The organism is Aureimonas sp. Leaf324 (assembly GCF_001423245.1).
Lineage (GTDB): Bacteria > Pseudomonadota > Alphaproteobacteria > Rhizobiales > Rhizobiaceae > Aureimonas.
In genome coordinates this window covers 75903-100609 of the sequence record NZ_LMOH01000027.1, presented here as the reverse complement: position 1 = coordinate 100609, position 24707 = coordinate 75903, and the positions used below count along the sequence as shown (strand labels likewise).

23 protein-coding genes are annotated in these 24707 nt (G+C 69.5%); 15 read left to right on the top strand and 8 right to left on the bottom strand.

Annotated elements, in window-relative coordinates:
* Positions 1-195 precede the first annotated feature (195 nt).
* The 7 genes from ASF65_RS22310 (at position 196) to ASF65_RS17335 (ending at position 5122) form a co-directional block, all read left to right on the top strand.
* A complete protein-coding gene (locus tag ASF65_RS22310; RefSeq protein WP_280137646.1) occupies positions 196-318 on the top strand; it encodes a hypothetical protein in 123 nt (40 codons plus the stop codon).
* Positions 315-1079, top strand: coding sequence for an ABC transporter ATP-binding protein (locus tag ASF65_RS17355; protein ID WP_055892321.1), 765 nt, complete (start codon positions 315-317; stop codon positions 1077-1079). Before ASF65_RS22310 ends, ASF65_RS17355 begins: the two co-directional genes overlap by 4 nt.
* Positions 1076-1948, top strand: coding sequence for a metal ABC transporter permease (locus ASF65_RS17350; RefSeq protein WP_055891957.1), 873 nt, complete (start codon positions 1076-1078; stop codon positions 1946-1948). The genes ASF65_RS17355 and ASF65_RS17350 overlap by 4 nt, the downstream gene beginning before the upstream one ends.
* A gap of 24 nt (positions 1949-1972) precedes the next feature.
* Positions 1973-2920, top strand: a complete 948-nt coding sequence (locus ASF65_RS17345) for a metal ABC transporter substrate-binding protein (RefSeq protein WP_055891954.1) — start codon at positions 1973-1975, stop codon at positions 2918-2920.
* A 97-nt stretch (positions 2921-3017) separates the two neighbouring features.
* Positions 3018-3443 (top strand): Fur family transcriptional regulator, encoded by a 426-nt coding sequence (locus tag ASF65_RS17340; RefSeq protein ID WP_055891952.1) that lies wholly within the window; start codon positions 3018-3020, stop codon positions 3441-3443.
* A 62-nt stretch (positions 3444-3505) separates the two neighbouring features.
* Positions 3506-3670, top strand: coding sequence for a hypothetical protein (locus tag ASF65_RS21540; RefSeq protein WP_156369367.1), 165 nt, complete (start codon positions 3506-3508; stop codon positions 3668-3670).
* 93 nt (positions 3671-3763) lie between these two features.
* Positions 3764-5122 carry an esterase-like activity of phytase family protein gene (locus tag ASF65_RS17335; RefSeq protein ID WP_055891949.1) on the top strand — a complete coding sequence of 453 codons (1359 nt, stop codon included), beginning with the start codon at positions 3764-3766 and terminating at the stop codon, positions 5120-5122.
* 99 nt (positions 5123-5221) lie between these two features.
* Here the strand turns inward: ASF65_RS17335 and ASF65_RS17330 are convergent, their stop codons facing one another.
* Positions 5222-7732 carry a flagellin gene (locus ASF65_RS17330; protein WP_055891946.1) on the bottom strand — a complete coding sequence of 837 codons (2511 nt, stop codon included), beginning with the start codon at positions 7730-7732 and terminating at the stop codon, positions 5222-5224.
* Positions 7733-8153: 421 nt separating this feature from the next.
* Between ASF65_RS17330 and ASF65_RS17325 the strand changes: the two genes are divergently transcribed.
* Both ASF65_RS17325 and ASF65_RS17320 read left to right on the top strand, forming a co-directional pair.
* Positions 8154-9335, top strand: a complete 1182-nt coding sequence (locus ASF65_RS17325; protein WP_055891940.1) for a fumarylacetoacetate hydrolase family protein — start codon at positions 8154-8156, stop codon at positions 9333-9335.
* A 111-nt stretch (positions 9336-9446) separates the two neighbouring features.
* Positions 9447-12065 (top strand): response regulator, encoded by a 2619-nt coding sequence (locus tag ASF65_RS17320; protein ID WP_055891938.1) that lies wholly within the window; start codon positions 9447-9449, stop codon positions 12063-12065.
* 39 nt (positions 12066-12104) lie between these two features.
* On the opposite strand, the gene ASF65_RS17315 is transcribed toward ASF65_RS17320, so the two are convergent.
* The gene (locus tag ASF65_RS17315; protein ID WP_055891935.1) at positions 12105-12881 is read right to left on the bottom strand and encodes a hypothetical protein; all 777 of its coding nucleotides are present in this window, start codon (positions 12879-12881) and stop codon (positions 12105-12107) included.
* Positions 12882-13117: 236 nt separating this feature from the next.
* On the opposite strand from ASF65_RS17315, the gene argB reads away from it, so the two are divergent.
* The 3 genes from argB to ASF65_RS17300 all read left to right on the top strand — a co-directional run bounded on the left by argB (position 13118) and on the right by ASF65_RS17300 (position 16054).
* On the top strand, positions 13118-14002 hold the full coding sequence (gene argB / locus ASF65_RS17310; protein ID WP_055891933.1) for an acetylglutamate kinase: 885 nt from the start codon (positions 13118-13120) through the stop codon (positions 14000-14002).
* A gap of 109 nt (positions 14003-14111) precedes the next feature.
* On the top strand, positions 14112-15272 hold the full coding sequence (locus tag ASF65_RS17305; RefSeq protein WP_055891931.1) for a porin: 1161 nt from the start codon (positions 14112-14114) through the stop codon (positions 15270-15272).
* A 50-nt stretch (positions 15273-15322) separates the two neighbouring features.
* Entirely contained in the window at positions 15323-16054 is a 732-nt protein-coding gene (locus ASF65_RS17300; RefSeq protein WP_055891929.1) for a pyrimidine 5'-nucleotidase, read from the top strand.
* A gap of 79 nt (positions 16055-16133) precedes the next feature.
* Here the strand turns inward: ASF65_RS17300 and ASF65_RS17295 are convergent, their stop codons facing one another.
* The 3 genes from ASF65_RS17295 to ASF65_RS17285 form a co-directional block, all read right to left on the bottom strand.
* A complete protein-coding gene (locus tag ASF65_RS17295; RefSeq protein WP_055891926.1) occupies positions 16134-17054 on the bottom strand; it encodes a BON domain-containing protein in 921 nt (306 codons plus the stop codon).
* A 119-nt stretch (positions 17055-17173) separates the two neighbouring features.
* Positions 17174-17482, bottom strand: coding sequence for a hypothetical protein (locus ASF65_RS17290; protein ID WP_055891923.1), 309 nt, complete (start codon positions 17480-17482; stop codon positions 17174-17176).
* A gap of 68 nt (positions 17483-17550) precedes the next feature.
* Positions 17551-18426 carry an LOG family protein gene (locus tag ASF65_RS17285; RefSeq protein ID WP_055891920.1) on the bottom strand — a complete coding sequence of 292 codons (876 nt, stop codon included), beginning with the start codon at positions 18424-18426 and terminating at the stop codon, positions 17551-17553.
* 158 nt (positions 18427-18584) lie between these two features.
* Here ASF65_RS17285 and dapD point away from each other — a divergent pair, with 158 nt between their 5' ends.
* Positions 18585-19439 carry a 2,3,4,5-tetrahydropyridine-2,6-dicarboxylate N-succinyltransferase gene (dapD, locus tag ASF65_RS17280; RefSeq protein ID WP_055891918.1) on the top strand — a complete coding sequence of 285 codons (855 nt, stop codon included), beginning with the start codon at positions 18585-18587 and terminating at the stop codon, positions 19437-19439.
* An 83-nt stretch (positions 19440-19522) separates the two neighbouring features.
* Here the strand turns inward: dapD and ASF65_RS17275 are convergent, their stop codons facing one another.
* Positions 19523-20842 carry a transglycosylase SLT domain-containing protein gene (locus ASF65_RS17275; protein ID WP_055891915.1) on the bottom strand — a complete coding sequence of 440 codons (1320 nt, stop codon included), beginning with the start codon at positions 20840-20842 and terminating at the stop codon, positions 19523-19525.
* 361 nt (positions 20843-21203) lie between these two features.
* Between ASF65_RS17275 and dapE the strand changes: the two genes are divergently transcribed.
* Together dapE and ASF65_RS17265 are read left to right on the top strand one after the other, a co-directional pair.
* Positions 21204-22373, top strand: coding sequence for a succinyl-diaminopimelate desuccinylase (gene dapE, locus ASF65_RS17270; protein WP_055891912.1), 1170 nt, complete (start codon positions 21204-21206; stop codon positions 22371-22373).
* Entirely contained in the window at positions 22345-22962 is a 618-nt protein-coding gene (locus ASF65_RS17265) for a hypothetical protein (RefSeq protein ID WP_244486804.1), read from the top strand. Before dapE ends, ASF65_RS17265 begins: the two co-directional genes overlap by 29 nt.
* On the opposite strand, the gene truA is transcribed toward ASF65_RS17265, so the two are convergent.
* Both truA and fmt read right to left on the bottom strand, forming a co-directional pair.
* Positions 22909-23754: a tRNA pseudouridine(38-40) synthase TruA gene (truA, locus tag ASF65_RS17260; protein ID WP_055891909.1), complete on the bottom strand. Its 846-nt coding sequence runs from the start codon at positions 23752-23754 to the stop codon at positions 22909-22911. The two genes, ASF65_RS17265 and truA, sit on opposite strands and share 54 nt — an antisense overlap.
* A 4-nt stretch (positions 23755-23758) precedes the next feature.
* Positions 23759-24703, bottom strand: a complete 945-nt coding sequence (gene fmt / locus ASF65_RS17255; RefSeq protein WP_055891906.1) for a methionyl-tRNA formyltransferase — start codon at positions 24701-24703, stop codon at positions 23759-23761.
* Positions 24704-24707: the final 4 nt, after the last annotated feature.

Sequence of the window (24707 nt, the reverse complement as noted above, 5' to 3'; positions counted from 1 at the left end):
GTGCGCCGCGTCATAGCGCTTGCTGCCTCGCTTGTCATCGCGTCGTGAATGTGGCGCGGGCGCGGGCAAAGCCGAGTCCGGGTCTTGTGGCCGTCTTTCGGAAGACACCATCGGCGGGACGGGAGCGGAACCGGCTTGCCCACCGTCGATGTAATGTTATATCACTCGCATCGCCTCCAGCCGCCGCGGGACCCCATGCCGCCCATCGCCCCCCGTACCCCGTCCGTCCTGCGGCGCTCCGCGCTCGAGCGGCTCGCCGTCGCGTTCGTGGCGACGCTGGTCCTCTGGGGCGTCGTCGCTTGGGCGGTCTCGGCATGAAGGCGAACGTCCTGCCCGCCGCGCCCTCGGTGGAGCTCCGCGACCTGACGCTCGCCTACCGGCGGCGCCCGGCCGTGCGCGGCCTGTCGGGCCGCTTCGCGCCGGGCTCGATGACGGCTGTCGTCGGCCCGAACGGGGCGGGCAAGTCGACCCTTCTCAAGGGCATCATGGGCTCGGTTCGCGCCGCGGGCGGCAAGGTGCGGGTGGACGGCGTCCGCCGCCGCGACATCGGCTACCTCCCCCAGGTCGGCGATCTCGACCGGACCTTCCCGATCAGCGTCCTCGACCTCGTCTCGCTCGGCCTCTGGCGTCGCACCGGCCCGTTCGGGCGCGTCGGCCGCGACCTCACGGGCGAGGTCGAGGCGGCGATCGCCGCCGTCGGCCTCGAGGGGCTGGAGGGCCGGCTGATCGGCACCCTGTCGGGCGGCCAGCTGCAGCGCGCGCTGTTCGCGCGCCTGCTCCTCCAGAACGCCCGCCTCCTCCTTCTCGACGAGCCCTTCACCGCGATCGACGCGCGCACGACGCGCGACCTCATGGATCTCGTGAAGCGCTGGAACGGCGAGGGGCGGACCGTGATCGCCGTCCTCCACGACATGGACCTCGTGCGCGAATACTTTCCCGAGACGCTGCTGCTCGCGCGCGAGCGCGTCGCCTGGAGCGCGACCGGCGAAGCGCTGGCGGAGGCCAACCTCGTCCGCGCGCAGGCGCTCTCGGAGGGGCTGGACACGCAGGCCGACGCGCTCGGGAGCCGCGCGGCATGAGCCTCTACGACCTCGCGCTCGCCCCCTTCGCCGACTACGCCTTCATGCGCCGGGCGCTCGCCGGGTGCCTCGCGCTGTGCGTCGGCGCCTGCCCGCTCGGCGTGATCCTCGTGCTGCGGCGCATGAGCCTCGTCGGCGACGCGATGGCGCACGCGATCCTGCCGGGCGCGGCCGTCGGATTCCTGGTCGCCGGCTTCTCGCTCTTCGCCATGACGCTCGGCGGCATCCTGACAGGCCTCGCGGTCGCCTTCCTCGCCGGCCTCGTGTCGCGCTACACGACGCTTCGCGAGGACGCGAGCTTTGCCGCCTTCTACCTCTTCTCGCTGGGGCTCGGCGTGCTTCTGGTCTCGGTGCGCGGCTCCAACATCGATCTCCTCCACGTCCTCTTCGGCACCGTGCTCGGGCTCGACGACGCCGCGCTCTACCTGATGGCCTCGATCGCCTCGCTCACCATGCTGGCGCTCGCCGCGATCTACCGGCCGCTGGTCGTGGAATGCCTCGATCCCGGCTTCCTGCGCGCGGTCGGCGGCTGGGGGGGCGTCGTCCACATGGGCTTCGTGGCGCTCGTGGTGCTCAACCTCGTCGGCGGCTTCCAGGCGCTCGGCACGCTGATGGTGGTCGGCATCATGATGCTGCCGGCGACCGCCGCGCGGTTCTGGGCCGAATCGGTGCCGGGCCAGATGATGGTCGCGATCCTCGTCGGCCTTCTGTCCTCGCTCGCCGGGCTCCTCGCCTCCTACCACCTCAGCCTTCCCGCCTCGCCGGCGATCATCCTGTCGGCGAGCGCCCTCTACGCCCTGTCGGTTCTCGTCGGGCGCGTCGACAGCCTGGCCGCCCGCGCCCTCCGGGGCGGGCTGGCGGCGGGCTGACCCCCTCCAACCGGAGACCTCCCCATGATTCATCGCCGCCTGTTCCTCGGCCTTGCCGCCGGTGCCGCCGCGCTCCTGTCGCTCAGCACCGCCCATGCGCAGGAGCCGCTTCCCGTCGTCGCCTCGTTCTCGATCCTCGGCGACATGACGAGCCGCATCGGCGGCGACCACGTCGCCGTCACCACCCTCGTCGGCCCGGGCGGCGACGCGCACGTGTTCGAGCCGACGCCGGCAGACGCGCGCGCGCTCGGGAGCGCCAAGCTCCTCGTCACCAACGGCCTCCAGTTCGAGGGCTGGCTGCCGCGCCTCGTCGCGACGTCCGGCTTCACCGGCGAGACCGCCGTGGCCGCGACGGGCGTAACGCCGATCGCGTTTTCCGAGGAAGAGCACGAAGGTCACGACGACCACGAGGACCACGACCATGCCGGCCACGACCACGGCCCGAACGACCCGCACGCCTGGCAGGACCTTGCCAACGGCCAGATCTACGCCCGCAACATCGTCGAGGCCCTGAAGGCCGCCGACCCCGCCAATGCCGGCGACTACGAGGCGAACGGCGCGGCCTATATCGCCGAGATGAAGGCGCTCGATACAGAGATCCGCGCCGAGCTCGACGACGTGCCGGCCGAGGCGCGCAAGGTCGTCACCTCGCACGACGCCTTCGGCTACTTCGGCAAGGCCTACGGCATCGCCTTCATCGCGCCGAACGGCGTGTCGACCGAGGCCGAGGCCTCGGCGGCCGACGTTGCCCGCATCATCGACCAGATCCGCGACGAGAAGATCCGCGCCGTGTTCGTCGAGACCATTTCGGACCCGCGTCTCGTCGAACGGATCGCGGCCGAGACCGGCGCCGAGATCGGCGGCTCGCTGTTCTCCGACAGCCTGTCGGCACCGGACGGCCCGGCGCCGACCTATCTCGACATGTTCCGCCACAACGCCGGCGAACTCGCCAAGGCGCTGAAGACGAGCTGAGCCAAGACGATCGGCGCCCTTTCGGCGGGCGCCGGTCGCCGCCATATCAGGGACGGAACGCGCGGGTTGCGCACAGTCTTGCGGGAGACCATCGAGCGTGAACCACGACCACCATCACCACACCCCGACCGCGGGCGCCGAGAAGGCGCTGACGCGCAACCAGAAGCTCGTGTTCGACATCCTCGAGCAGGCCGACGGACCGCTCAGCGCCTACTCCATCCTCGACGCCCTGCGCGACGAGGGCCTGCGTGCACCGCCCCAGGTCTACCGGGCGCTGGAGAAGCTGCTCGAGACCGGTCTCGTGCACCGCTTGGAAAGCCTCAACGCCTTCGTCGCCTGCGCCCATCCCCACGCCTGCGCCCACGCCCTCACGGCCTTTGCGATCTGCGAGAAATGCGGCGCGGTGACCGAGTTCGCCGACGCCGCGGTCGAGGCGCGCCTCGCCGGCTGGGCCGGCGAGCGGGGCTTCGTTCCCAAGCGCACCACCGTCGAGATCAAGGGCCTGTGCTCGGCCTGCGCCTGACGCGGGAACCATGACGGCCGGGCGAGCCTTCGCCTCTTCGAACGTTTCGAGAGGAGCCCCGCATGAGCCGCATTCCCGGCGCGAGCCCCATCACACCCGACATCGAAGACATCCGCCGCCGCGGCGACGACGAGGATCGGCCGCTGCCCGGCGAGGACGCAGGCACGGTGCCCGAGCCGGCGCCGGGCGAGGCGCGCGATCGCGAGCCGGACACACGGCGCGACTGACGATCCGTCACCGACGCGTCATCGCGCCGTCGCGCGGCTGTTACGCTTTTCAGTTGGTTTCCAGGCCGTCCGGCCAACAGGAAACCGACACCCATGAAGACGCTTTTCACCGCCAGCCTCGCGCTCCTCGCCCTCGGCACGTCAGTCCATGCGCAGGACGCGGAGGGCCGGGCCTTTCCCGCGACGCTCGCCGCCCAGGCCGTCCTGCCTGCCGATACGCGGATCGCCGCGCCCGCCGATGCGCCGGCGCACCTGCGCCAGGCCGGCAAGTTCACGACGCCCGACCGCCGCCGCACGGACGCCCTCGGCACCGTGCCCGGCAAGGACGGGGTGCGCCCGACCGGCTTCTCGCTGCCGATCGACGGCCAGGCTATCCAAGGTTTCTCCGGCATTCGCCGTATGGACGACGGCACGTTCTGGACGCTCTCCGACAACGGGTTCGGCTCCAAGGCGAACTCGAGCGACGCCATGCTGATGCTGCACCACATCGCGATCGACTGGGACAAGGGGACCGTCGACCGCCGCGAGACGGTGTTCCTGTCCGATCCCGATCGCAAGGCGCCCTTGCCGATCGCGATGGAAGGATCCGACACGCGCTATCTGACGGGCACCGACTTCGACGTCGAATCGATCCAGCCGGTCGCGGACGGGTTCTATGTCGGCGAGGAGTTCGGCCCTTGGCTCCTGAAGTTCGACCGCGAAGGCCGGCTCCAGAGCGTCCACGAGACGCGTGTCGGCGAGACCAAGGTGATGTCGCCCGACAACCCGGTGCTGCAGTTGCCGGCCGATCCGGCCAAGCCCATGCCGGCTTTCAACCTCAAGCGCTCCGGCGGCTTCGAGGGCCTCGCCCGTTCGCCCGACGGCGCGCATCTCTACGCGCTTCTGGAAGGGCCGCTCTACACCGAGGGCAAGGCCGAGACGACGTCCGACGGGCGGACCGGCCTTCGCGTCATCGAGTTCGACACGGCAAAGGGCGACTGGACCGGCCGCTCCTGGATCTACCCGCTTGGTCGAGACGGCGTGGCGATCGGCGACTTCAACATGCTGGACGCCACCACCGCCCTCGTGATCGAGCGCGACAACGGGGCGGGCCGCGCCGCGCAAGGCTGCACGGGCGAGCCGAAGCCGGATTGCTTCGCGACGCCGGCCAAGTTCAAGCGCATCTATAAGATCGAGATGAGCGACGCGAATGTCGGCCAGCCGGTGCGAAAGATCGGCTATCTCGACCTGATGGACGTGAACGACCCGGACGGGAAGGCCCGCCAGGGCACGGCCGACGGCGTCTATGACATGCCCTTCGTGACGATCGAGAACGTCGACCGGGTGGACGACACGCATATCGTCGTCGCCAACGACAACAACTTCCCCTACTCCGCCGGCCGCGCGCTCGACCGCGCCGACGACAACGAGTTCGTGCTGATCGAGGCGGGCGAGTTTCTCAACGCCCGCTGACGCCAACGAAAAAGGCTCCCGGGCCCAAGGGTCCGGGAGCCTTCTGTCCCGTCCGGCGACCGCCGCCCGCAGGCGACGATCCCGTCAGGGTCCCCGTTCTTAGCCGCGGAAGAGCGACAGGACGTTCTGCGCCGACTGGTTGGCGATCGACAGAGCCTGCACGCCGAGCTGCTGCTTGACCTGCAGAGCCTGGAGCTTCGTGGACTCCTCGTTCATGTCGGCGTCGACGAGGCCGGAAACGCCCTTGTCGATCGTGTCCATGAGCGTCGAGACGAAGGTCTTCTGGCTCTCGATACGAGCCGCCACCGAACCCATGTTCGAAGCCGCCGAGGTCACAGCCTTCAGCTTGTCGCTGACGACGTTGATGTAGGCGTTGATCAGCTGAGTCTGCTGGTCGGTCGACAGGGCCTTGAAGCTCGCCGAGGTGATCGAGATCTCATCGACCGAGATCGAGTTCGCGCCGGACGAAGACTTCACATCGGTGATCGAAAGATCAGCCTTGCCGGCCGAGGTGGTTTCGAACTTGACCGTGCCGTTGTCGTTCATGGCCGTCACCGACGCAACACCGGCGTTTGCCAGAGCAGCGTTGACGACCGTCACGTAGTCGTTGGCCGAGGTGATCTTGCCCGACGTTCCACCGAGGGTGGAGTCGATCAGCGCCTTGTTGATCGTGACCGTCTTCGAGACGTCGTTCAGGTTGACGTTGAAGGTCAGGCTATCGCCAGCATCGAACGCCAGCTCACCGGCGAAGGCCGAGGAGGACGAAACCGTCGCCTTCGTGGCGGTAAGCGCTTCATCGCGGCCAACCGACGACATGGCGCCGCCCGACAGACCAAGCGTCGAACTCTTGACGCCGTTGCCATCCGCGATGGTGACATTGGCAATCAGGAAGCCGGCGTTCGGACCCTTCGCAGTCGTGGACACTTCACCGCTGGCGGCAACCGAGAAGACACCCGTACCGAACGCCTGATCCAAGGCAGCCTGCATGTTCGAACCCTGCGTCGCCGCATTGGTGTTCGAAGCAAACGAGATCGACTTCTTGGTAGCGGCAGAACCCGTCGCCGTTGCGTTGTCGGCGTACATGGTGATGTCGAGCGAGATCGTATCGCCGTTCGCCACCGCACCGCCGATAGCACCGCTGACTGCCGCAGCAAACGTCGGCACCGTACCGTTAGCAGCAATCAGACCGTTGGCGGTCTTGCCAGCGCCCGGAGCTGCACCGTTGATTTTGACGTCCGTCACGTTGACGTTCTGCGTCGGGCCGACGCCAACCGTCGAGATCTTGAGTGCGCCCGAAGCGTCAACACCGGTCACGCTGATCTTGCCGCTGCCGAGCGTCGTGCCATCGCTGACACGCGTCGCGTTGTTGATCATCGACTGCAGCTTGGTGGCGTACTCGCTCTCAGTGTCGGTACCACCGGCAGTGAGAGCGGTTTCCGTCGTCGTGTACAGGTCACCATTGAAGGTGAAGCTGAACTTCAGCTTGTCGCCATCGGCAATCGGGTCGGTCGCAGTGCTATAAGTAACTGCAACCGCGGTTGCACCACCCGTACCGAACTTCGGCACCCCATTAAGGGCTGAAAGAGCGGCCGAGGTCGTCACGGTACCGTCGCCATCAACCGTCTTAAGGTTAGAGACCGACAATGCCGAGGTGGAGCCGGTTGTAGCTGAGGTCAGGACGATCTTGCCATCAACCAGATCTGCCGTAGCAACAGCCGAGCCGAAACCGGACGGATCAGCAATGGCCGCATTGATCAGGCCCGCCAGACCGGTAGCCGTGTTGGTTCCGTCAGTGAGCGTGGAGAGCTTGACCGTGATCGTCTTCGTGGCGCTGCCGTCCACAGAAAGGTCAAAGCTTAGACGGTCGTTCTTGTCGACGCCGCCCATCGAGAACGTGCCGAGCGAGACCTTCGCCTTCTCTGCGGTACCGACATCGAGACCAGCCTTTGCCGTTGCGGTATCAAGGCCGTTCAGAGCGGGAGCGAGACCCGAAGCCGCGTTGCCGCCGAAGTCGAGTTCCTTGCCGCCAGCCGTGAGGACCGCCTGCGAGGAGATGATGCCGTTGCCGTTGGCATTGGCGTCGAACAGGGCGATCGTCGAGGTGTCGATGCCGATCGTGTCGATCGAGACCGTGCCGTCCGCAGCGCGGGCGTAGGACGCGACGACCTGCTTCTGGCTGGAGTAGCCATCGACGCCCGAGTTCACCGACAGCCAGTTCTCACCCGAAAAGACGGACGAGGAAGCGATCGACTTCAGCGACGAGAGGTAGGCGTCGATGTCGTTCTGGACGGCGGCGCGGTCGACGCTCGGGTTGAGGGCCGAGGTCAGCTTGGCCTTCATGTCGTCGAGCTGGGCGCGAGCGGCGTCGAGGCCCTGGTAGGCCGTGTCGACCGTGCCGGCACCGAGGCCGAGCGCGTCCTTGACGGTGCCGAGCGCCTTGTTGTCCGACTTCATCGTGGTCGAGATCGACCAGTAGGCGGCGTTGTCCTTGGCCTGACCGATCTTGAGGCCGGTCGAGATACGGTTCTGCGTGGCATCGAGGAGCGAGTTGGACTGCTGCAGCGTGCGGAGAGCCGAGGTCGCGGCAGCGTTGAAATTCACGGAGGTCATTGGTGATTGTCCCGGTAAACTGAACGTTGGGACATGACGGTCGGAACCGTCGGGCAACATCGGCATCATGCCTGGCGGGAGGGGCGCTGGGCCGGCTCGTTCGCTGCTGCAGGACCAGTTCTAGCCGTCGAGATTGAACAAAGGTCTAACGGAGGGGATTTTTGGACCGGGCCCTCGCACCAGCCTCGGCGCCCGCCGCGAGGGGCCGGCCGGCCGGGGCGCGAAGCCTTGGCCGACCGGGACGAGATCGCGCGGCTTCTATGCGGCCGAGAGACGTCGTCGGGTTCACGGACACGGGCGAACGACGCCGGTCCGCCATTTCGCACCGCACCATTTCCCGCGCTTGCGCCCGGGCGCGGTTCTGGCGTCCCCTGCCCGCCAACGGGCGCGATTCGCCCCTTTCAGCGACGGACCGACCCTCATGACCTCCTTGTCCCTTCTGCCCATCGATGCTGCCGACGCCACGCTGGTCGGGCGCCTGTTCGATCCCGAGACCGGCGGGCCCGTCTTGGTCGCGGTGCGAGGGCAGAGGCTGGTGGAGGCGAGCGCCGCCGCCCCGACCCTGTCGCAGCTTCTGGAGCTCTCCGACCCGGTCGGTGCGCTCCGCTCCCTCTCGGGTGGGCGCGAATGGGATCTCGCCGAGGTCGTCGAGGCGAGCCGCCGCAACGGGCCGGACCGCGAGGCGAGCGCCGTGCTTCTGGCGCCGTGCGACCTCCAGGCGGTGAAGGCCTGCGGCGTGACCTTCGCCCGCTCGATGATCGAGCGCGTGATCGAGGAGCGCGCCAAGGGCGACCTCAGCCTCGCGGCCGCGATCCGCGGCGAGATCGCCGAGGTGATCGGCGGGGCGCTGACCGACGTCGTGGCGGGCTCGCCCAAGGCCGCCGAGGTGAAGCGCATCCTGCAGGAGCGCGGATACTGGTCGCAGTATCTCGAGGTCGGCATCGGGCCGGACGCCGAGGTCTTCACCAAGGCGCCGGTCCTGTCGAGCGTCGGCTGGGGCTCGGAGATCGGCATCCTGCCGTCGTCGGAATGGAACAACCCGGAGCCCGAGGTGGTGCTGGCGGTGAACTCGAAGGGGCGGATCGTCGGCGCGACGCTCGGCAACGACGTGAACCTTCGCGACGTCGAGGGACGCTCGGCGCTGCTGCTCGGCAAGGCCAAGGACAACAACGCCTCGAGCGCCATCGGCCCCTTCGTGCGCCTCTTCGACGACGGCTTCACGCTGGACGACGTGCGCAGCGCCGAACTCACCCTGACGGTCGAGGGCGCGGAGGACGGCTACCGGCTCGAGGGTCATTCCTCGATGCGCGAGATCAGCCGCGATCCGGCCGACCTCGCGGGACAGGCGCTCGGACGCCACCACCAGTATCCCGACGGCATGATGCTCTACCTCGGCACCCTCTTCGCCCCCGTCGAGGACCGCGACGCGCCCGGCAAGGGCTTCACCCACAAGGTCGGCGACCGCGTCTCGATCGCCTCGCCGCGCCTCGGCCGGCTGGAGAACGTCGTCACCCACACCGACAAGGCGCAGCCCTGGCGCTATGGCATCACGGATCTGATGCACTATTTGGCGGCACGCGGACAGCTCGGCCGGGGGGCCTGAACCGCGGGGCCTGTTGCGCGAACGGCCTTGCGGGAGCCGCAATCGGACGGCATGTCAACGCGTTAGCTTTGGCGGCCACAAGGCCGCGCCAGGGACCGGGGGACCATCAGAATGAGCGCAGCGCTCGACCTTCAGCCGGCGGACCAGGTCTCGGCGCGCGCGCTTCTGGACCGCACCGACTGGCGGGCGACCTCGCTCGGCCCCCGGGCCGACTGGCCGGCCGCGCTGACCGCGGTGGTCGACATCGTCCTCGACTCGCAGATCCCGAAGGTCCTCATGTGGGGGCCCGACCACGTGATGGTCTACAATGACGGCTACCGCGAGATCGCCGGGGACAAGCACCCGGCGGCCTTCGGCGGCACCGTGCCGGACGTGTGGCCGGAAATCTGGGACTGGAACCGCAAGATCCTGGCGACGGGCCTTGCCGGACGCGCCGAGACCTATCGCGATCAGCCGATGCGCCTTTATCGCAACGGCGCCCTGCGCGACGTTGTGTTCGACCTCTTCTACACCCCGATCCGCGACGGAAAGAGCGGGATCGGCGGCGTCCTGTGCACCGTGATCGAGCGCACCGAGCGCGAGGGGCTGCGCCGGTCCAACGACCGGTTCCGGGCCGCCGTCGCCGCCATCCATTCGACGCTGTGGACCAACTCGGCGGACGGGCGCATGAGCGGCGAGCAGCCGGGCTGGTCCGCGCTCACCGGCCAGACGCCTTCGGAATACGAGGGATTCGGCTGGGCGGCCGCCGTGCATCCCGAGGATGCCGACGCGACGGTCGCCGCCTGGAACGAGGCGGTCGCCACGCGCTCGACCTTCGTCTTCGAGCACCGGGTGCGCGTCGCTTCCGGCGAATGGCGCCAGTTCGCGATCCGCGCGGTGCCGATCGTCGACGACAACGGGGCCTTGCGCGAATGGGTCGGCGTCCACACCGACGTCACCGAGGAACGCCTCGCGCAGGAGCAGCTGCGCGAACACGCGAGCGTGCTGGAGCGCCAGATCCGCCATCGCCAGCGCGCCGAGGAGCAGCTGCGCCAGCTGAACGAGACGCTGGAGCATCGCGTCGCGCAGGCCGTCGAGGAGCGCCGCGCGGCCGAGGCCGCACTGAACCGCTCGCAGCGCCTCGAGACGGTGGGCAAGCTGACCGGCGGCGTCGCGCACGACTTCAACAACCTCCTCCAGGTCGTCTCCGGCAACCTGCAGCTCCTTCTCAAGGACATCGCCGGCAACGAGCGGGCCGAGACGCGCGTGCGCAACGCGCTCGCCGGCGTCTCGCGCGGCGCCAAGCTCGCCGCGCAGCTTCTCGCCTTCGGCCGGCGCCAAGCGCTGGAGCCCAAGGTCGTCAATGTCACGCGCTTCGTGCGCGGCATGGACGACATGCTGCGGCGCGCGATCGGCGAGGGCATCGAGGTGGAAACCGTCTTCGGCGGCGGGCTCTGGAACACCTTCATCGACCCGACCCAGATCGAGAACGCGCTCCTGAACCTTGCCATCAACGCGCGCGACGCGATGGAGGGCCAGGGCAAGCTGACGATCGAGCTCGGCAACGCCCATCTCGACGACGACTATGCGCGCCGGCACGAGGTGGCGGCCGGGCAGTACGTGATGCTGGCAGTCAGTGACACGGGCTCCGGCATGAGCCCCGAAGTCATCGAGCGCGTGTTCGAGCCGTTCTTCACCACCAAGGCCGAGGGCAAGGGCTCCGGCCTCGGCCTGTCGATGGTCTACGGCTTCGTGAAGCAGTCCGGCGGCCACGTGAACATCTATTCCGAGATCGGGCAGGGCACGACGATCCGCCTCTACCTGCCGCGCTCGACGCAGAGCGAGGACCAGGAGATCGCAGTCGACACCGGCCCGGTCACCGGCGGCACCGAGACGGTGCTCGTGGTCGAGGACGACGAGGAGGTGCGCGCCACGGCGGTCGAGATGCTGACCGACCTCGGCTACCGCGTCCTCAAGGCGGTGGACGCGCAGTCGGCGCTGAACGTCGTGGAAAGCGGCATTCCGATTGATATCCTGTTCACCGACGTCGTGATGCCGGGCAAGCTGAAGAGTCCGGAGCTTGCCCGCAAGGCGAAGGAGCGCCTGCCGGGCCTCGCGGTGCTCTTCACCTCCGGCTACACCGAGAACTCGATCGTTCACGGCGGCCGGCTCGACGCCGGCGTGCAGCTCCTGTCGAAGCCCTACACGCGCGAGGCGCTGGCGCGAAAGTTCCGCCACGTCCTCGCCAACCAGGCGCAGGTGAACGGCGCGCGCCGCGCGGCCCTGAAGGGCCCCTCGCTCGCGCCCGCCGCCGCGGACGCGCCAACGGTGAAGACCGGCGGCCTCGGGGCTGCCGCCCCGAAGAGCGAGCCGGCCGGCAAGGGCACGGTGCTTCTGGTCGAGGATGACGGCCTGATCCGCATGAACACGGCCGACATGTTGAAGGACCTCGGCTATGTCGTGTTCGAGGCCGGGCGCGCCGAGGACGCGCTCACCGCGATCCAGACCGTGCCGTTCGACGTTCTCGTGAGCGACGTGAACCTGCCGGGCATGTCGGGCACGGAGCTCGCCGACGAGGCGCGCAAGGTGAAACCCGGCACCGGCATCGTGTTCGCGACCGGCGACCGCCATGTCGCGGGCGTGACGCCCGGCGAGGACCCGCGCGTGACGATCCTGCCCAAGCCCTACGACATGGAGGACCTCGAGGCGGCGATCGCGAGCGTCCTCGTGGCACAGCGCGAAATGGCCTGAAAGGCGCGGCCCGCTCGCATCGCGCGGCCGGGCGGCACCCTAGAATTTCAGCCAGAGCGCGGCGAGAAGGCCGTGCTCGTCGAGCGCGTTGCGACCCGCGACCGCGCTCCAGCCGCCGGCCTGCACCGAAATGGCGGGGGTCACGTCGTAGACGCCGGAGAGCTGCAGCTTGTGCTGATCGAAGCCCTCCAGCCCATCCTCCGGCAGGCCCACCACCGAAAAACTCTGCGCGAGAAGCAGGATGTCGGGCCGCGCCCGGATCCCGAGCGTGAGGTCGGCGCGCAGTTCGTCGGCGGTCAGCCCGCCGGCCGTCCGGTAGGCGCCCTGCGCTTCGGCGAAGGCGTCGCGCCCGGCGATCGTGAAGCCGTAGCCGGCGAGAAGCCGCGCCTCGACCTCGCCTGCGAGCAGCCCGGCGCCGCCGGGGTCCAGCGCCGGGTCGGCCTCGGCGATCCGAAGGTTGGCCTCCACCGAGGCGACGAAGCCGCCGCGCTGCACCAGGCGATATCGCCCGCCGATCTCCGACACGCCGAGGCCCGTCTCCGCTTCACGCTCCTCGAAGCTGAGATGGCGAAACTCCGTGCGGCCGCGCAGGGTGAACCGGTCGGTGATGCCGTACTCGGCCAGCACCTGGATCTCGGCCTTGCGAAAACCCGAGACGGGCGCGCTGCGCCGGTTGTCGCCGAAGGCGCCCCGCGCCTCGGCTCCGCCCACCGAGACGATCGCATGGCCCCGTCCCTTTTCGAGGGTCCAGGCACCGGCCTCGGCCTCCTCCACGCCTCCGAGTTGAAATCCGGACAGCGCGGCAAGGGCGACCAAGGCCCTCGATGGCCGACTGCGCATGCGTTTGGTCGGCATCGTCTTGGTTCCCGGACCCCTTCGGTCCGGTGCAGAATTGCAATTGGAAGTTTAATCCTTCGTTGATCGCAACGCGCCGGGCGCGTGGCGGGCGCGCGACGCCCTTCTTTTGCCGGTCGACCTGGTCTAGAGCCTGTCACGAATCGCGGTCAGGCCGAGCGCCGACCGAACCCACGACACCCGCCGGGAGCCGCTCCATGACCGACAGCGCCGCCATGCAGGCCAACCTTCTCGCCGAAGCCCTGCCCTACATGCAGGCCTACGAGAACAAGACGGTGGTGGTGAAGTACGGTGGCCACGCCATGGGCGACCAGACGCTCGGCCGGGCCTTCGCGCGCGACATCGCGCTTCTCAAGCAGTCGGGCATCAACCCGATTGTGGTGCATGGCGGCGGCCCGCAGATCGGCGCGATGCTCGCCAAGATGGGCATCGAGAGCCGCTTCGAGGGCGGCCTTCGCGTCACCGACCAGCGCACGGTCGAGATCGTCGAGATGGTCCTGGCCGGCTCGATCAACAAGGAGATCGTCGCGCTGATCAACGCCGAGGGCGAATGGGCGATCGGCCTGTGCGGCAAGGACGGCAACATGGTCTTCGCCGAGAAGGCCAAGAAGACCTATGTCGATCCCGATTCGCGCATCGAGCGCGTGCTCGACCTCGGCTTCGTCGGCGAGCCGGTCGAGGTGGACCGCACGCTCCTCGACCTTCTCGCGCGCTCCGAGATGATCCCGGTGATCGCGCCGGTCGCGCCGGGCCGCGACGGGGCGACCTACAACATCAACGCCGACACGTTCGCGGGCGCCATCGCCGGTGCCGTCCAGGCGGCGCGCTGCCTGTTTCTCACCGACGTGCCGGGCGTCCTCGACCGCGACGGTCAGCTGATCAAGGAACTGTCGGTGGCGCAGGCGCGCGCGCTGATCGCCGACGGCACGATCTCGGGCGGCATGATCCCGAAGGTCGAGACCTGCATCGAGGCGATCGAGCGCGGCGTCCAGGGCGTCGTGATCCTCAACGGCAAGGTGCTGCACGCGGTGCTCTTGGAGCTCCTCACCGAGCACGGCGCCGGCACGCTGATCGTTCCCTGACGGTTCGATGACGGGGCGGGGCGGCCCGGCTGTTGCTGCAGCGCACTCGCCCCGCGCGATTCCGTCGGCGATAACCGATCGCACCCTTGCGATTCGATGAGGTCCGCCGATGGTTTCGCGTTACGCCCTCAGCCTTGCGCCCGTTCTCGCGGCCATGCCCGCGACGGCCGAGGAGCGGCCCGATCCCCTGCGGTTCGGCAACAAGGACAGGTACGTCGCCGTCTCGCCCTTCCTGCAGCTCGACGGCGGCTGGGCGTCTTCGCACCCACGCGATCTCCTCGACGAGGACGAGCGCCGCGAGGGCTCGGTGCGCCGGGCGCGCATCTACACCGATTTCGGCTACGACGATGTCGGCGGCCGGCTCGTCCTCGACGTCGCGACGCCGGGCCGCATCGAGGTGCCCTACGCCTGGATCGACTACGAGCCGAGCGACACCGTGACGCTGCGTGCCGGCCAGCAGGACGTGACCTATTCGTTCCAGGAGATCCAGGGCAGCCGCTCGGCGCTGTTTGCCGAGGACGCGCTGGTCGAGGCCCTGTCGCCGGACGACGCGGTGGGCGCCGCCGCGCTCTACGGCACCGATCGCTGGAGCCTGTCGGGCGGTGTCTTCGGCTCGGACATCAACCGCCAGCCCTTCGACGACGGCATCGGCCTTGCCGCGCGTGCGACCTACGCGCCCTATCTCAAGGGCGACGACGCCGTGCATCTCGGCCTCGGCCTGACGGCCGGGTTCGACCGGCAGGAGGCCTTCTCGCTGTCGGGCGGCGCGGGGGTCGAATTCGTGTCCGCCTCGCTCGTCTCGACCGATGATTTCGAGGCGAAGGGTCGGACGCAAGGGGCCAACCTCGAGCTCGCCGCGACGCTCGGCCGCTTCACCCTGCAGAGCCAGTATATGGTGCTGCATGCCGAAGGGTTCGGGCGGCGCGGGACGACGGCCCACGGCGGCTATCTCGGAGCGCTGGTGTTCCTGACGCCCGACCATCGCGCCTACGACGCCCAGTCGGGCATCTTCGAGCAGGTGGAACCGAGCCGCGGGCTCGGCGAGGGCGGCTTCGGCGCACTGGAGATCGGCGGCCGGCTCGACTACCTCGACCTCACCGACGACGGGCCGGGGGCGGGCGCCGAGTTCGCGGCCACCGCCATCGCCAACTGGTACCCGACCGACCAGCTCCGCTTCACCGCGACGCACGTCCACAGCCGGACGGTCGACGGGCCGGACGGGGGCGAGCGGGTCAACGCCACCCTTCTTCGCGCCGCCTTCATCTACTGATCCCCGCGCTTTCGCGTTGACGGCGCGCCGCTCCCATGCCGAATGAGGCCATGACCAGCACCGACACCTCGATCGGCCGCACACGCGACGCCGAGCCCGCCGACTTCTCCCATGTCGACACATGGGTCTTCGACCTCGACAACACGCTCTATCCCCGCCGCACCGACCTGTTCTCGCAGATCGACGAGCGGATGACGGACTATGTGGCCGAACTCCTGTCGGTGCCGCGCGACGAGGCGAAGGGCGTCCAGAAGGACTTCTACCGCCAGTACGGCACCACGCTGCGCGGGCTGATGGAGGTGCACGGGATCGATCCCGATGCCTTCCTCGCCTATGTCCACAACATCGACTACTCATGGCTCGCGCCCAATCCCGAGCTCGGCGCCGAGATCGCGGCCCTGCCGGGCCGCAAGTTCATCTTCACCAACGGCGACCGCGGCCATGCCGAGCGCACGGCGCGCCAGCTCGGCATCTTCGAGCATTTCGAGGACGTCTTCGACATCGTCGCGGCCGGCCTCATCCCGAAGCCCGCCGCCGAGACCTACGACAAGTTCATGGGCCTCCACCGCATCGACACGGCACGCGCCGCGATGTTCGAGGATCTGGCGCGCAACCTCGAGGTGCCCAAGCGCCTCGGCATGCGCACCGTCCTGATCGTGCCGGAGAACTTCGAGACGACGCTCGGCGACGCCTGGGAGCACGAGGGCCGCGAGGGCGCCCATATCGACTTCGTGACCGACGACCTGACGGCGTTCCTGCGCCGCATCCGCGCCGCCGCCTGATCGACGAAAAGACCCCGGCGCGTCGCCGCACCGGGGTCCGTCGGTCGGGTCGCCGGGACGATAGCCCGGCGCGCCGTCGTTACGAGATGGTCTTCACCGTCGTGTCGGTGCTCCAGCCGCGCGGGCCGCCGACTTCGCCCGTCGTCGAGGTCGAACCGGTCGTCGAGGTCGCGGTGGCCGAGCTGGTGCCGAAGAGGCCGCCCGAGCCGGTCTCGACGCGCAGGTTGTTCTGGACGTAGCTGACGCCCGAGATGCGCTCGACGAGATCCTCGGCGCGGCGCTTCTGGTTGCGCGTCGGCACGTGGCCGGCCAGCGTGACCTCGCGATCCTTCACCGTCACCTCGATGTCGGACGCGTCGATGTAGTGGTCGTCAGTCAGGCGGTCGTTGACGTCGTCGCGGATGCGCTCATCCGAACGGGTGTAGCCCTTCGGGCCGCGGCCGCCGAACTGCTTGTCGGCCTCGCGGCGACGCTCGGCGTCGCGGTCGCCGAACCAGGAGGCGATCTCGTCGCCGGCACGCTCGAAGAAGCCTCGGTCCTCGTCGCGGGCGGCGTTGTAGGAGGACGAGCCGTAGCCGTAACCGCGGTCGCTCGAATAATCGCGGCCGTAGCCCGAGGACTGGCGGTAGCGGTCGCGGTTGCCATAGTCGTCATAGGACGAGGTCTGGCCGTAGTCGTTGCGGCCGGCATAGCGGCTGGGGCCGTAGCTCGAACGCTGGTCGCGGTAGCCGTCGTTGCGCTCGAAGCGATCGTCGTAGGCGCCGCCGAAGGACGACTGGCTGCTGTTGCGCGAATACGAGCCGTAGCGATCGGCGTTCGCGCGCTCGCGGCCGTAGCCGGTCTCGGTGTTCTGGCCGTAGTTGTCGCGGTCCCACTCGCCGTAGGCATCACGCTCGCCATAGGCGGCGCGGCGTCGCGCGTCGCGCTCGTTCAGGCTGCCGTAGCGCTCGTCGTCGTTGCGCGAACGGTTGCGATCGCCGAAGTTCCGATAGTCGCTCATGCGGGTCTCCCGTGAAGATCCGCCGCCGAGCCGAATGCTGCAGCGGCAGGTGTCAGGTCGGCTAACGACACGAATCGAGAGGCGTTCCATCGCTCGCGATCAATCCGACGCCATTGTGATCAATCGCCGAGCAGCGAGCGGCCGGGACTGGCGAGAGAACCGTCCGGAATGCCGCTGCTGCGGGCAGGCCGCTCGCCCACCGCCCCGGCCTGCGGCAGGCCTGCCTGATTCTGGCGCAGAACGGCGTTCTCCGCCCACTCGGCGGCCCCGGTGGTGCCGGCCTTCGCCGCGGCACGCGCTGCGGCGCTCGAGGGGTCGCTGTCTGAGGCGGGACGGCGCTCGCGCGTCTCGTCGACTGGGATCGTTTCCGCGACGTCCATCGCCTGCTGCCGGCGCATCATTTCCGAATCGGTGTCTTCGCCGCCCATCGTCGGTCTCCGCTCGTTCATATCGTCGGAGGCGAAACGGAAGCCGGGGATGCGGGTTCCTCCGGGCGTCAGAAGCTGTAGAAGCCGCGGATCGCCTCCCACCCCTCCTCGGCCGTATCCACCATGCGGAACAGATCGAGATCGGCCGGCGCGATCGTTCCCTCCTCGGCGAGAAACTCGAAGTCGACGAGCCGGCGCCAGAACTCGGCCCCGAAGAGAAGCACCGGGATGCGCGCCATGCGCCCGGTCTGGATCAAGGTCAGCGCCTCGAACAGCTCGTCGAGCGTGCCGAAGCCGCCGGGAAAGATCGCCATCGCCTTGGCGCGGAACAGGAAGTGCATCTTGCGCGTGGCGAAGTAGTGGAAGTTGAAGCAGAGCTCGGGCGTCGCATAGGGGTTGGGCGCCTGCTCGTGCGGCAGGGTGATATTGAGCGCGATCGACATGGCGCCGACATCCGCGGCGCCGCGGTTGCCGGCTTCCATCACCCCCGGCCCGCCGCCGGTCACGATCACGAACTCCTTGCCGCCCGAGGAGTTGGCCGAGTGCTGCGAGGCGAGGCGCGCAAAGCGGCGGGCCTCCTCGTAGTAGCGGCTGTTCGCCTCGAGGCGCGCCTTCTGGCCCTCGTTGCGCGCCGCCCAGGCCGCCTTGCCGGGCTCGGGGATGCGCGCGCCGCCGAACAGCACCACCGTGGACAGGATGCCCGCCTCGATCAGCGCGAGTTCGGGCTTCATCAGCTCGAGCTGCAGCCGGACGCCGCGCGTCGCCTCCGAGGTCAGGAAGTCCGGGTCGTCGTAGGCCAACCGGTAGGTCGGCGACAGCGTCTGCGGCGTCCTCGGCTTGGCCTCCTGGCGCTTCTTGTCGTCGCCGGACGAGGGAAAGGGCACCCAGGTCCCGGCCGGTGCCGCCGGTGCGGGTCCGGTGTTCGTCGTATCGTCGTCGACCATTCTCGCCCGCCTGTCGTGTGCCCTGCCGGAGGTCCCCGGGTTGGAGGTCATGGGTTTAGAGACTGTTGCGGGACGGGAGCAAGCCTTGTGCCCCTTCCGCGCTGCCTCTAGGAGAGGCGCGATCCCTCCCCTGCCCCCAAGACCGGAGACGAAGCCCCATGTCCGCTGCCGCCCACGCCGACCTCGAATCCACGATCGAAGCCGCGTTCGACGCGCGCGACGGCATCTCGCCCGATACGACGGGCGCGGTCCGCGAGGCGGTGGAGGCCGCGCTCGGCCTTCTCGACCGGGGCGAGGCGAAGGTCGCGACGCGCGGGGACGACGGCTCCTGGACCGTTCACCAGTGGCTGAAGAAGGCGGTCCTCCTGTCGTTCCGGCTCAACGACATGGAGCCCATCGCGGGCGGCCCCGGTGGCTCGACCTGGTGGGACAAGGTGCCCTCGAAGTTCGACGGCTGGGATGCGGCCCGCTTCCGCGAGGCGGGCTTTCGCGCGGTGCCGGGCGCCATCGTGCGCCGCTCCGCCCATATCGGCCGGAACGCCATCCTGATGCCGAGCTTCGTCAATCTCGGCGCCTCGGTCGGCGAAGGCACGATGGTCGACACCTGGGCGACGGTCGGCTCCTGCGCGCAGATCGGCGCGCATGTCCACCTGTCGGGCGGCGTCGGGATCGGCGGCGTCCTCGAGCCGCTGCAGGCCGGCCCGACGATCATCGAGGACAACTGCTTCATCGGCGCCCGCTCCGAGGTGGTCGAGGGCTGCATCGTGCGCGAGGGCTCGGTACTCGGCATGGGCGTCTTCATCGGCCAGTCGACCAAGATCGTCGACCGCGAGACGGGCTCGATCACCTACGGCGAGGTGCCGCCCTATTCCGTCGTCGTCGCCGGCTCGCTGCCGGGCAAGGCGATGGGCAACGGCGAGGCGGGCCCCGCGCTCTATTGCGCCGTGATCGTCAAGCGCGTCGACGAGCGCACCCGCTCCAAGACCTCGATCAACGATCTCCTGCGCGCCTGACGCGCAGCGCCAACCCTTCGCCCAACGAAAAAGGCCCGGAGCACAGCGCTCCGGGCCTTTTTCGTCGAAATCTCGTGGTCGGCTCAGTTGAAGCCGAGGCCGCCCGCGGGTGCCGCGCTGGCGGGCGCGCTGGAGTCGAACGCATCGCCGAACCGGCCGACGTCGGGCTGCTCGCGACGCGCGACGCGCCCGCCCACCATCGACCCGACCCCGATCGAGCCCTCCGACGCTTTCGGCTGCGCGGCGCGCGGCGCGTTCTCGGCGACGCGCACGGGACGCGCGACCGGGACCGGCGTGCTGGCGGCCGGAACGGTGAGGACGGCGGCGGCGGCGTTGGCGGTGGGCGCTGCGGTCTCCGGCGCCATGGCGGTGGCCACGGCCTTGCGCGCGGCGGCGGGTTGGGAGCCGACTTCGCGCGCGATCAGACCGGCGCGCACGGTGGGCTCGACGGCGGCGACCAGCGTCGGCGCCTCGCCGCCCATGGCGGGCGACTTGCGGGCGCGGATCGCGGCCATGTGGCGCTTGACGTTGGAGCAGTAGACGCTGGCGGACTTCGACATGACCGTGGTGCGGTGGCCGCCCTTGTACTTCATCGCGGTCTGGCAGACGTCGCCGTTGCCCTGCTCCCAGGCGCCCTTCAGGTAGCGCATGCCGTAGCGAAGGTTGGTCTCGGGGTCGAGGAGGGCTTCCGCCGGACCGTCGAAGCCGAGGCCGCGCGCGGTGGCCGGCTTGATCTGGGAGAGGCCGTAGACGCCGGAGCCGCGGGCGCGCGGATTGTAGTGGCTTTCCACCCGCACCACGGCATAGGCGAGTTCGCGGGGAATGTCGTTGTCGTCGGCGGCCTTCTCGATCATGCGGTCGATCTTCGGATCGCCGGTGATCGTGTCGCCGATCGCCTTGGCTGCGTCGCGCACGGTGCGCGCGCCGGCGGAAGCGACATAGACCGCGCCCGAGCCGACCGCCGAAGCGCCGGCGACCACGGTGTCCTTGGCGGCGACGACGCCGCCCTTCACGGTTTCATGCGCGGCGACGGCGGTGTCGATCGCCCGCGAGGCGATGCTGGCATCCTCGGTAGCGGGCGCGGCAGCTGCGGGCACGGTCGGCGCGGCTGCGGCAACATGGACGACGCGGCCGCCCTTCGCCTCGGCGACCTCGACCGCGCCCGTGTCCGGGCGGTCGGTCGGCAGGATGACGCGGCTCGGGCCGGCGTCGTTGGCTGCGATCTCGACCACGGAACGGGTCGGCGCGGCGGACGTTTGGGAGGTCGTGGACCCTGGGGCGGCCTCGGCCACCTTGGCGGACTTCGGGGTCATGTCGGCGGTGCCGGCCATCCGGTCGCCGTCCGACACGCAGGCCGACAGGATCAACGGTACGAGGAGCGCCAGTCCGGCGACAGAAACCATCCGGCCGGAACGCACACACGCGCTCCGGGCTCCCACAGCCCGCTGATCAATCATGCAAGGTCCCCACAGCCGTTTCCCTCGACCTCGTCCTTGCCCTCCGAAACCCGGCCGAAACGTGGCGGGAATGGGGGAAAGGTTACGAAGCGTTCACGAAGGTTAGCGCAACGTGACCGAAAAACACCACCCCACCGAAGTTGGATTCGCGCGCCTAGGGCAAGCTTGACAGATTCCAGACAGGATCGCGCCGCACTATCCGACTGAATCCGCGGCATGATTCGCCGACCCGCTCCTGCGACGAAAGGTTCCGCGATCCGTGGAAAAATCGTATCCGAGCCCGGTCGGGGACGCTAAACCGGACGCCATGACGACGCTCCCCATCGATCCCGCCGCGAATCTTCTGCGCCTCCTGCGCTGCCCGTCCGTGACGCCCGAGGAGGGCGGCGCGCTCGCGGAACTCTCCGCACTGCTGGAGCCCTTGGGCTTTTCGATCGAGCGCCCGGTGTTCGCACAAGACGGCACGCCCGACGTCGAGAATCTCTTCGCGCGGCGCGGCGAGACGGGGCCGCATCTCTGCTTTGCCGGCCACACGGACGTGGTGCCGCCGGGGCCCGAGGCGGACTGGCGGCACGGCCCGTTCTCCGGTGCGATCGAGAACGGCGAGATGTTCGGGCGCGGCGCGGTCGACATGAAGGGCGGCATCGCCTGCTTCGTCGCCGCGCTGGCGCGGCTCCAGGTACGCGGCGCGCTGGACACAGGGCGCGTCTCCCTCCTCATTACCGGCGACGAGGAAGGGCCGGCGATCAACGGCACGGTGAAGCTCCTCGAGTTCGCCGAAGCGCGGGGCGAGCGCTTCGACGCCTGCCTCGTCGGCGAGCCCACCAACCCGCGGGCGCTCGGCGACATGATCAAGATCGGGCGGCGCGGCTCGCTGTCAGGGCGCTTGGCGCTTCTCGGGCGGCAGGGCCATGTCGCCTATCCGCACCTTGCCGACAATCCGATGCGCCGCCTCGCCGCCGCGGTCGATGCGCTGAACGAGCCGCCGCTCGACGGGGGCAGCGAGGCGTTCCAGCCCTCGAACCTCGAGATCACCGCGGTCGACACCGGCAATGCGGCGACCAACGTCATCGCGGGCCGCGTCACCCTCGCCTTCAACGTGCGCTTCAACGACCGCTGGTCGCCGGAAACGCTGCGCGCCGAGCTCCTGCGGCGGATCGAAGCGGCACTCGGCGGCGCGCCGTACGAGATCTCCTGGCGCGAGCCGGTGTCGGACGTCTTCGTGACGGCGCCCGGCCCCCTGACGCACGCGCTCTCGGCGGCGGTGGAGGCGGTGACCGGGCGCCGGCCCGAACTCTCCACCTCCGGGGGCACCTCGGACGCGCGTTTCATCAAGAACCACTGCCCGGTGGTGGAATTCGGCCTTGTGGGCGCCACCATGCATATGGCCAATGAGAGGGTCGCCCTCTCGGACCTCGAAACGCTGACGGCCATCTATGAAACCTTCGTTGCCCGCTGGTTCGCCGCCCAGTCCTGACTTCCTGCCGACGCTGCCCGAGATCGGGCGCTATTTCACCGGGGCCTGGCGCCTGATGGCCGGGGACCGCCGCGGCCTCGACCGGTTCGATCTGTCGGCGGACGGGTTCTGGCGCTCCTTCGCGGCGCTGGTCGTGGCCCTGCCGCCGACCGCCCTGTCCTGGCTGGAGTTCGAGCGCGTCGAGCGCGGCGCCAGCGCGGCGAGCCCCCTCACGGCGCTGGCTGCCCATGCGCTGGCCGACCTCACGGCCTGGCTCCTGCCGCTCTTCCTGGTCGGCATCGCCGCCCGACACATCGGCTTCGAGCGGCGCATGGTGCCGTTCGTGGTCGCGGTGAACTGGGGCGGGGCGTTCCTGACCTGGGTCTTCTCGCCCTTCTTCCTCATCCTCCTCGTCGGAGGTCCGAGCGAACTCACGCAAATTCTCGGCCTTGTCATCGCGCTCCTGTCGATCGGGCTGACGGTGCGGCTGATCGCGGTGGCGACGAGCTGCGACATCCCGCTCGCGATCGCCATCGTGACGATGATGATCTTCGTCTCACTCCTCTCCTTCGCCGCCGTCTCCGATCTCTTCGGGGTGGCGGTCGGGTGAGGCCGGAGATCCCGGCGCCGGGCGCGGCACGCCCCAGGTGGCTTCGGGCGCGTAGTCGACGCGGGTGAGGTAGAGCCCGTCCGGCGGGGCGACCGGGCCGCAGCGCTTGCGGTCGCGCGATTCCAGCGCCGCCACGAGATCGTCCTCGCTCCAGCGCCCCTCGCCGACGAGTTTCAGCGAGCCCGCGAAGGAGCGGATCTGGTTGTGCAGGAAGGACTGCGCGGAGGCGTGGAGATGCACCTCGCCGCCCGGCGCCGCCACGACGTCGAGCCGCTCCAGCGTGCGCACCGGGTTCTTCGCCTGGCAGTTCACCGAGCGGAACGTGTTGAAGTCGTGGGTGCCCAGAAGCCGCTTGGCGGCCCGGTCCATCGCCTCGACGTCGAGCGGTCGCCAGACCCACCAGACCTGTCCCTTCAGGATCGAGGGCGGCGGGCGGCGGTTGAGGATGCGGTAGAGATAGTGCCGCTTGCTGGCCGAGAAACGCGCGTCGAACGTGTCCGGCATCTCCTCGGCGGCGAGGATGGCAACGCCCCCCTCCTCGCGAAGATACGCATTGAGGGCATCGCGCACCGTGTCGGTCTTCCAACGCCTGGCGATGTCGACATGGGCGACCTGCCCCGTCGCGTGGACGCCGGCATCCGTGCGCCCCGCGCCGAACAGGGTGACCTCGTCGCCGCAGAAGGCGAGAAGCGCCCGTTCCACGGTTTCCTGCACGGAGATGCCGTTCTTCTGGCGCTGCCAGCCGCAATAGGTCGAGCCGTCGTATTCGATGGTCAGCTTGTAGCGGGGCATCGCGTCAGGCGCCGAAGCGCGTGCCGGCCGGCACCTTCGCGCCGCGCAGGAAACCCGCCGCGTCGCTCCCCTTGCCACCGGCCTTCTGCACCTCGAGGAGCCGCACCGCCCCCTCGCCGGCCGCGACCAGCAGCGCGTCGTCAAGCGCCAAGCCCGGCTCGCCCCGGCCCTCCTCGGCCGCCGCGCGCAGGAGCTTCAGCCGCTCGCCGCCGAGCACCGTCCAGGCGCCCGGAAAGGGCGAGAAGGCGTTGATGCGCCGGGCGATCTCGGCGGCGGGCCGCGACCAGTCGACGGCGGCCTCGCCCTTCTCGATCTTGGCGGCGTATTTCACCTCGCGGCCTGTCCGCGCGGCGATCGCGTCCTGCGTCTCGAAGCGGAGCGAGCCGTCCTCGAGACGGGTCATCGCCTCGACCATCAGGGCGGCGGAGGCCGCCGACAGGCGGTCGTGCACCTCGCGCGCCGTATCCGTCGGCCCGATCGCGACCTCCTGCGTCAGCGCGACGGGGCCGGTGTCGAGGCCGGCCTCCATGCCCATCACCATCATGCCGGTCACCGTATCGCCCGCCTCGATCGCCCGCTGGATGGGCGCGGCGCCCCGCCAGCGCGGCAGGAGCGAGCCGTGGCCGTTCAGTGCCCCGAAGCGCGGCGCCTCGAGGATCGGCTTCGGCAGGAGAAGGCCGTAGGCGACGACCACGGCGACGTCGGCCCGGAGCGCGGCAAAGGCCGCCTGCTCCTCGGCCCCCTTCAACGAGACGGGGCTGCGGACGGAAAGACCCAGCCGGCGCGCTTCCTGCTCGACCGGCGAGGCCACCGTCTCGAGGCCGCGGCGACCGGCCGGACGGGGCGGCTGGGTGTAGACGGCGGCGATCTCGTGGCCGGCCTCGTGGAGCGCGCGAAGGGTGGGGACCGAGAAATCCGGCGTTCCCATGAAGACGAGGCGAAGGGTCATCGGC

What these genes read in the sequence shown, in the direction of transcription:
- ASF65_RS17345 (WP_055891954.1), top strand. Translation starts at nt 1,973, where the DNA reads ATGATTCATCGCCGCCTGTTCCTCGGCCTTGCCGCCGGTGCCGCCGCG.
- ASF65_RS17290 (WP_055891923.1), bottom strand. Translation starts at nt 17,482, where the DNA reads ATGGGCGGCGAAGACACCGATTCGGAAATGATGCGCCGGCAGCAGGCG.
- ASF65_RS17325 (WP_055891940.1), top strand. Translation starts at nt 8,154, where the DNA reads ATGACCTCCTTGTCCCTTCTGCCCATCGATGCTGCCGACGCCACGCTG.
- argB (WP_055891933.1), top strand. Translation starts at nt 13,118, where the DNA reads ATGACCGACAGCGCCGCCATGCAGGCCAACCTTCTCGCCGAAGCCCTG.
- truA (WP_055891909.1), bottom strand. Translation starts at nt 23,754, where the DNA reads ATGCCCCGCTACAAGCTGACCATCGAATACGACGGCTCGACCTATTGC.
- ASF65_RS22310 (WP_280137646.1), top strand. Translation starts at nt 196, where the DNA reads ATGCCGCCCATCGCCCCCCGTACCCCGTCCGTCCTGCGGCGCTCCGCG.
- ASF65_RS17320 (WP_055891938.1), top strand. Translation starts at nt 9,447, where the DNA reads ATGAGCGCAGCGCTCGACCTTCAGCCGGCGGACCAGGTCTCGGCGCGC.
- ASF65_RS17300 (WP_055891929.1), top strand. Translation starts at nt 15,323, where the DNA reads ATGACCAGCACCGACACCTCGATCGGCCGCACACGCGACGCCGAGCCC.
- ASF65_RS17275 (WP_055891915.1), bottom strand. Translation starts at nt 20,842, where the DNA reads ATGGTTTCTGTCGCCGGACTGGCGCTCCTCGTACCGTTGATCCTGTCG.
- ASF65_RS17285 (WP_055891920.1), bottom strand. Translation starts at nt 18,426, where the DNA reads ATGGTCGACGACGATACGACGAACACCGGACCCGCACCGGCGGCACCG.
- dapE (WP_055891912.1), top strand. Translation starts at nt 21,204, where the DNA reads ATGACGACGCTCCCCATCGATCCCGCCGCGAATCTTCTGCGCCTCCTG.
- ASF65_RS17330 (WP_055891946.1), bottom strand. Translation starts at nt 7,732, where the DNA reads ATGACCTCCGTGAATTTCAACGCTGCCGCGACCTCGGCTCTCCGCACG.
- fmt (WP_055891906.1), bottom strand. Translation starts at nt 24,703, where the DNA reads ATGACCCTTCGCCTCGTCTTCATGGGAACGCCGGATTTCTCGGTCCCC.
- ASF65_RS17305 (WP_055891931.1), top strand. Translation starts at nt 14,112, where the DNA reads ATGGTTTCGCGTTACGCCCTCAGCCTTGCGCCCGTTCTCGCGGCCATG.
- ASF65_RS17355 (WP_055892321.1), top strand. Translation starts at nt 315, where the DNA reads ATGAAGGCGAACGTCCTGCCCGCCGCGCCCTCGGTGGAGCTCCGCGAC.
- dapD (WP_055891918.1), top strand. Translation starts at nt 18,585, where the DNA reads ATGTCCGCTGCCGCCCACGCCGACCTCGAATCCACGATCGAAGCCGCG.
- ASF65_RS17295 (WP_055891926.1), bottom strand. Translation starts at nt 17,054, where the DNA reads ATGAGCGACTATCGGAACTTCGGCGATCGCAACCGTTCGCGCAACGAC.
- ASF65_RS17335 (WP_055891949.1), top strand. Translation starts at nt 3,764, where the DNA reads ATGAAGACGCTTTTCACCGCCAGCCTCGCGCTCCTCGCCCTCGGCACG.
- ASF65_RS17350 (WP_055891957.1), top strand. Translation starts at nt 1,076, where the DNA reads ATGAGCCTCTACGACCTCGCGCTCGCCCCCTTCGCCGACTACGCCTTC.
- ASF65_RS21540 (WP_156369367.1), top strand. Translation starts at nt 3,506, where the DNA reads ATGAGCCGCATTCCCGGCGCGAGCCCCATCACACCCGACATCGAAGAC.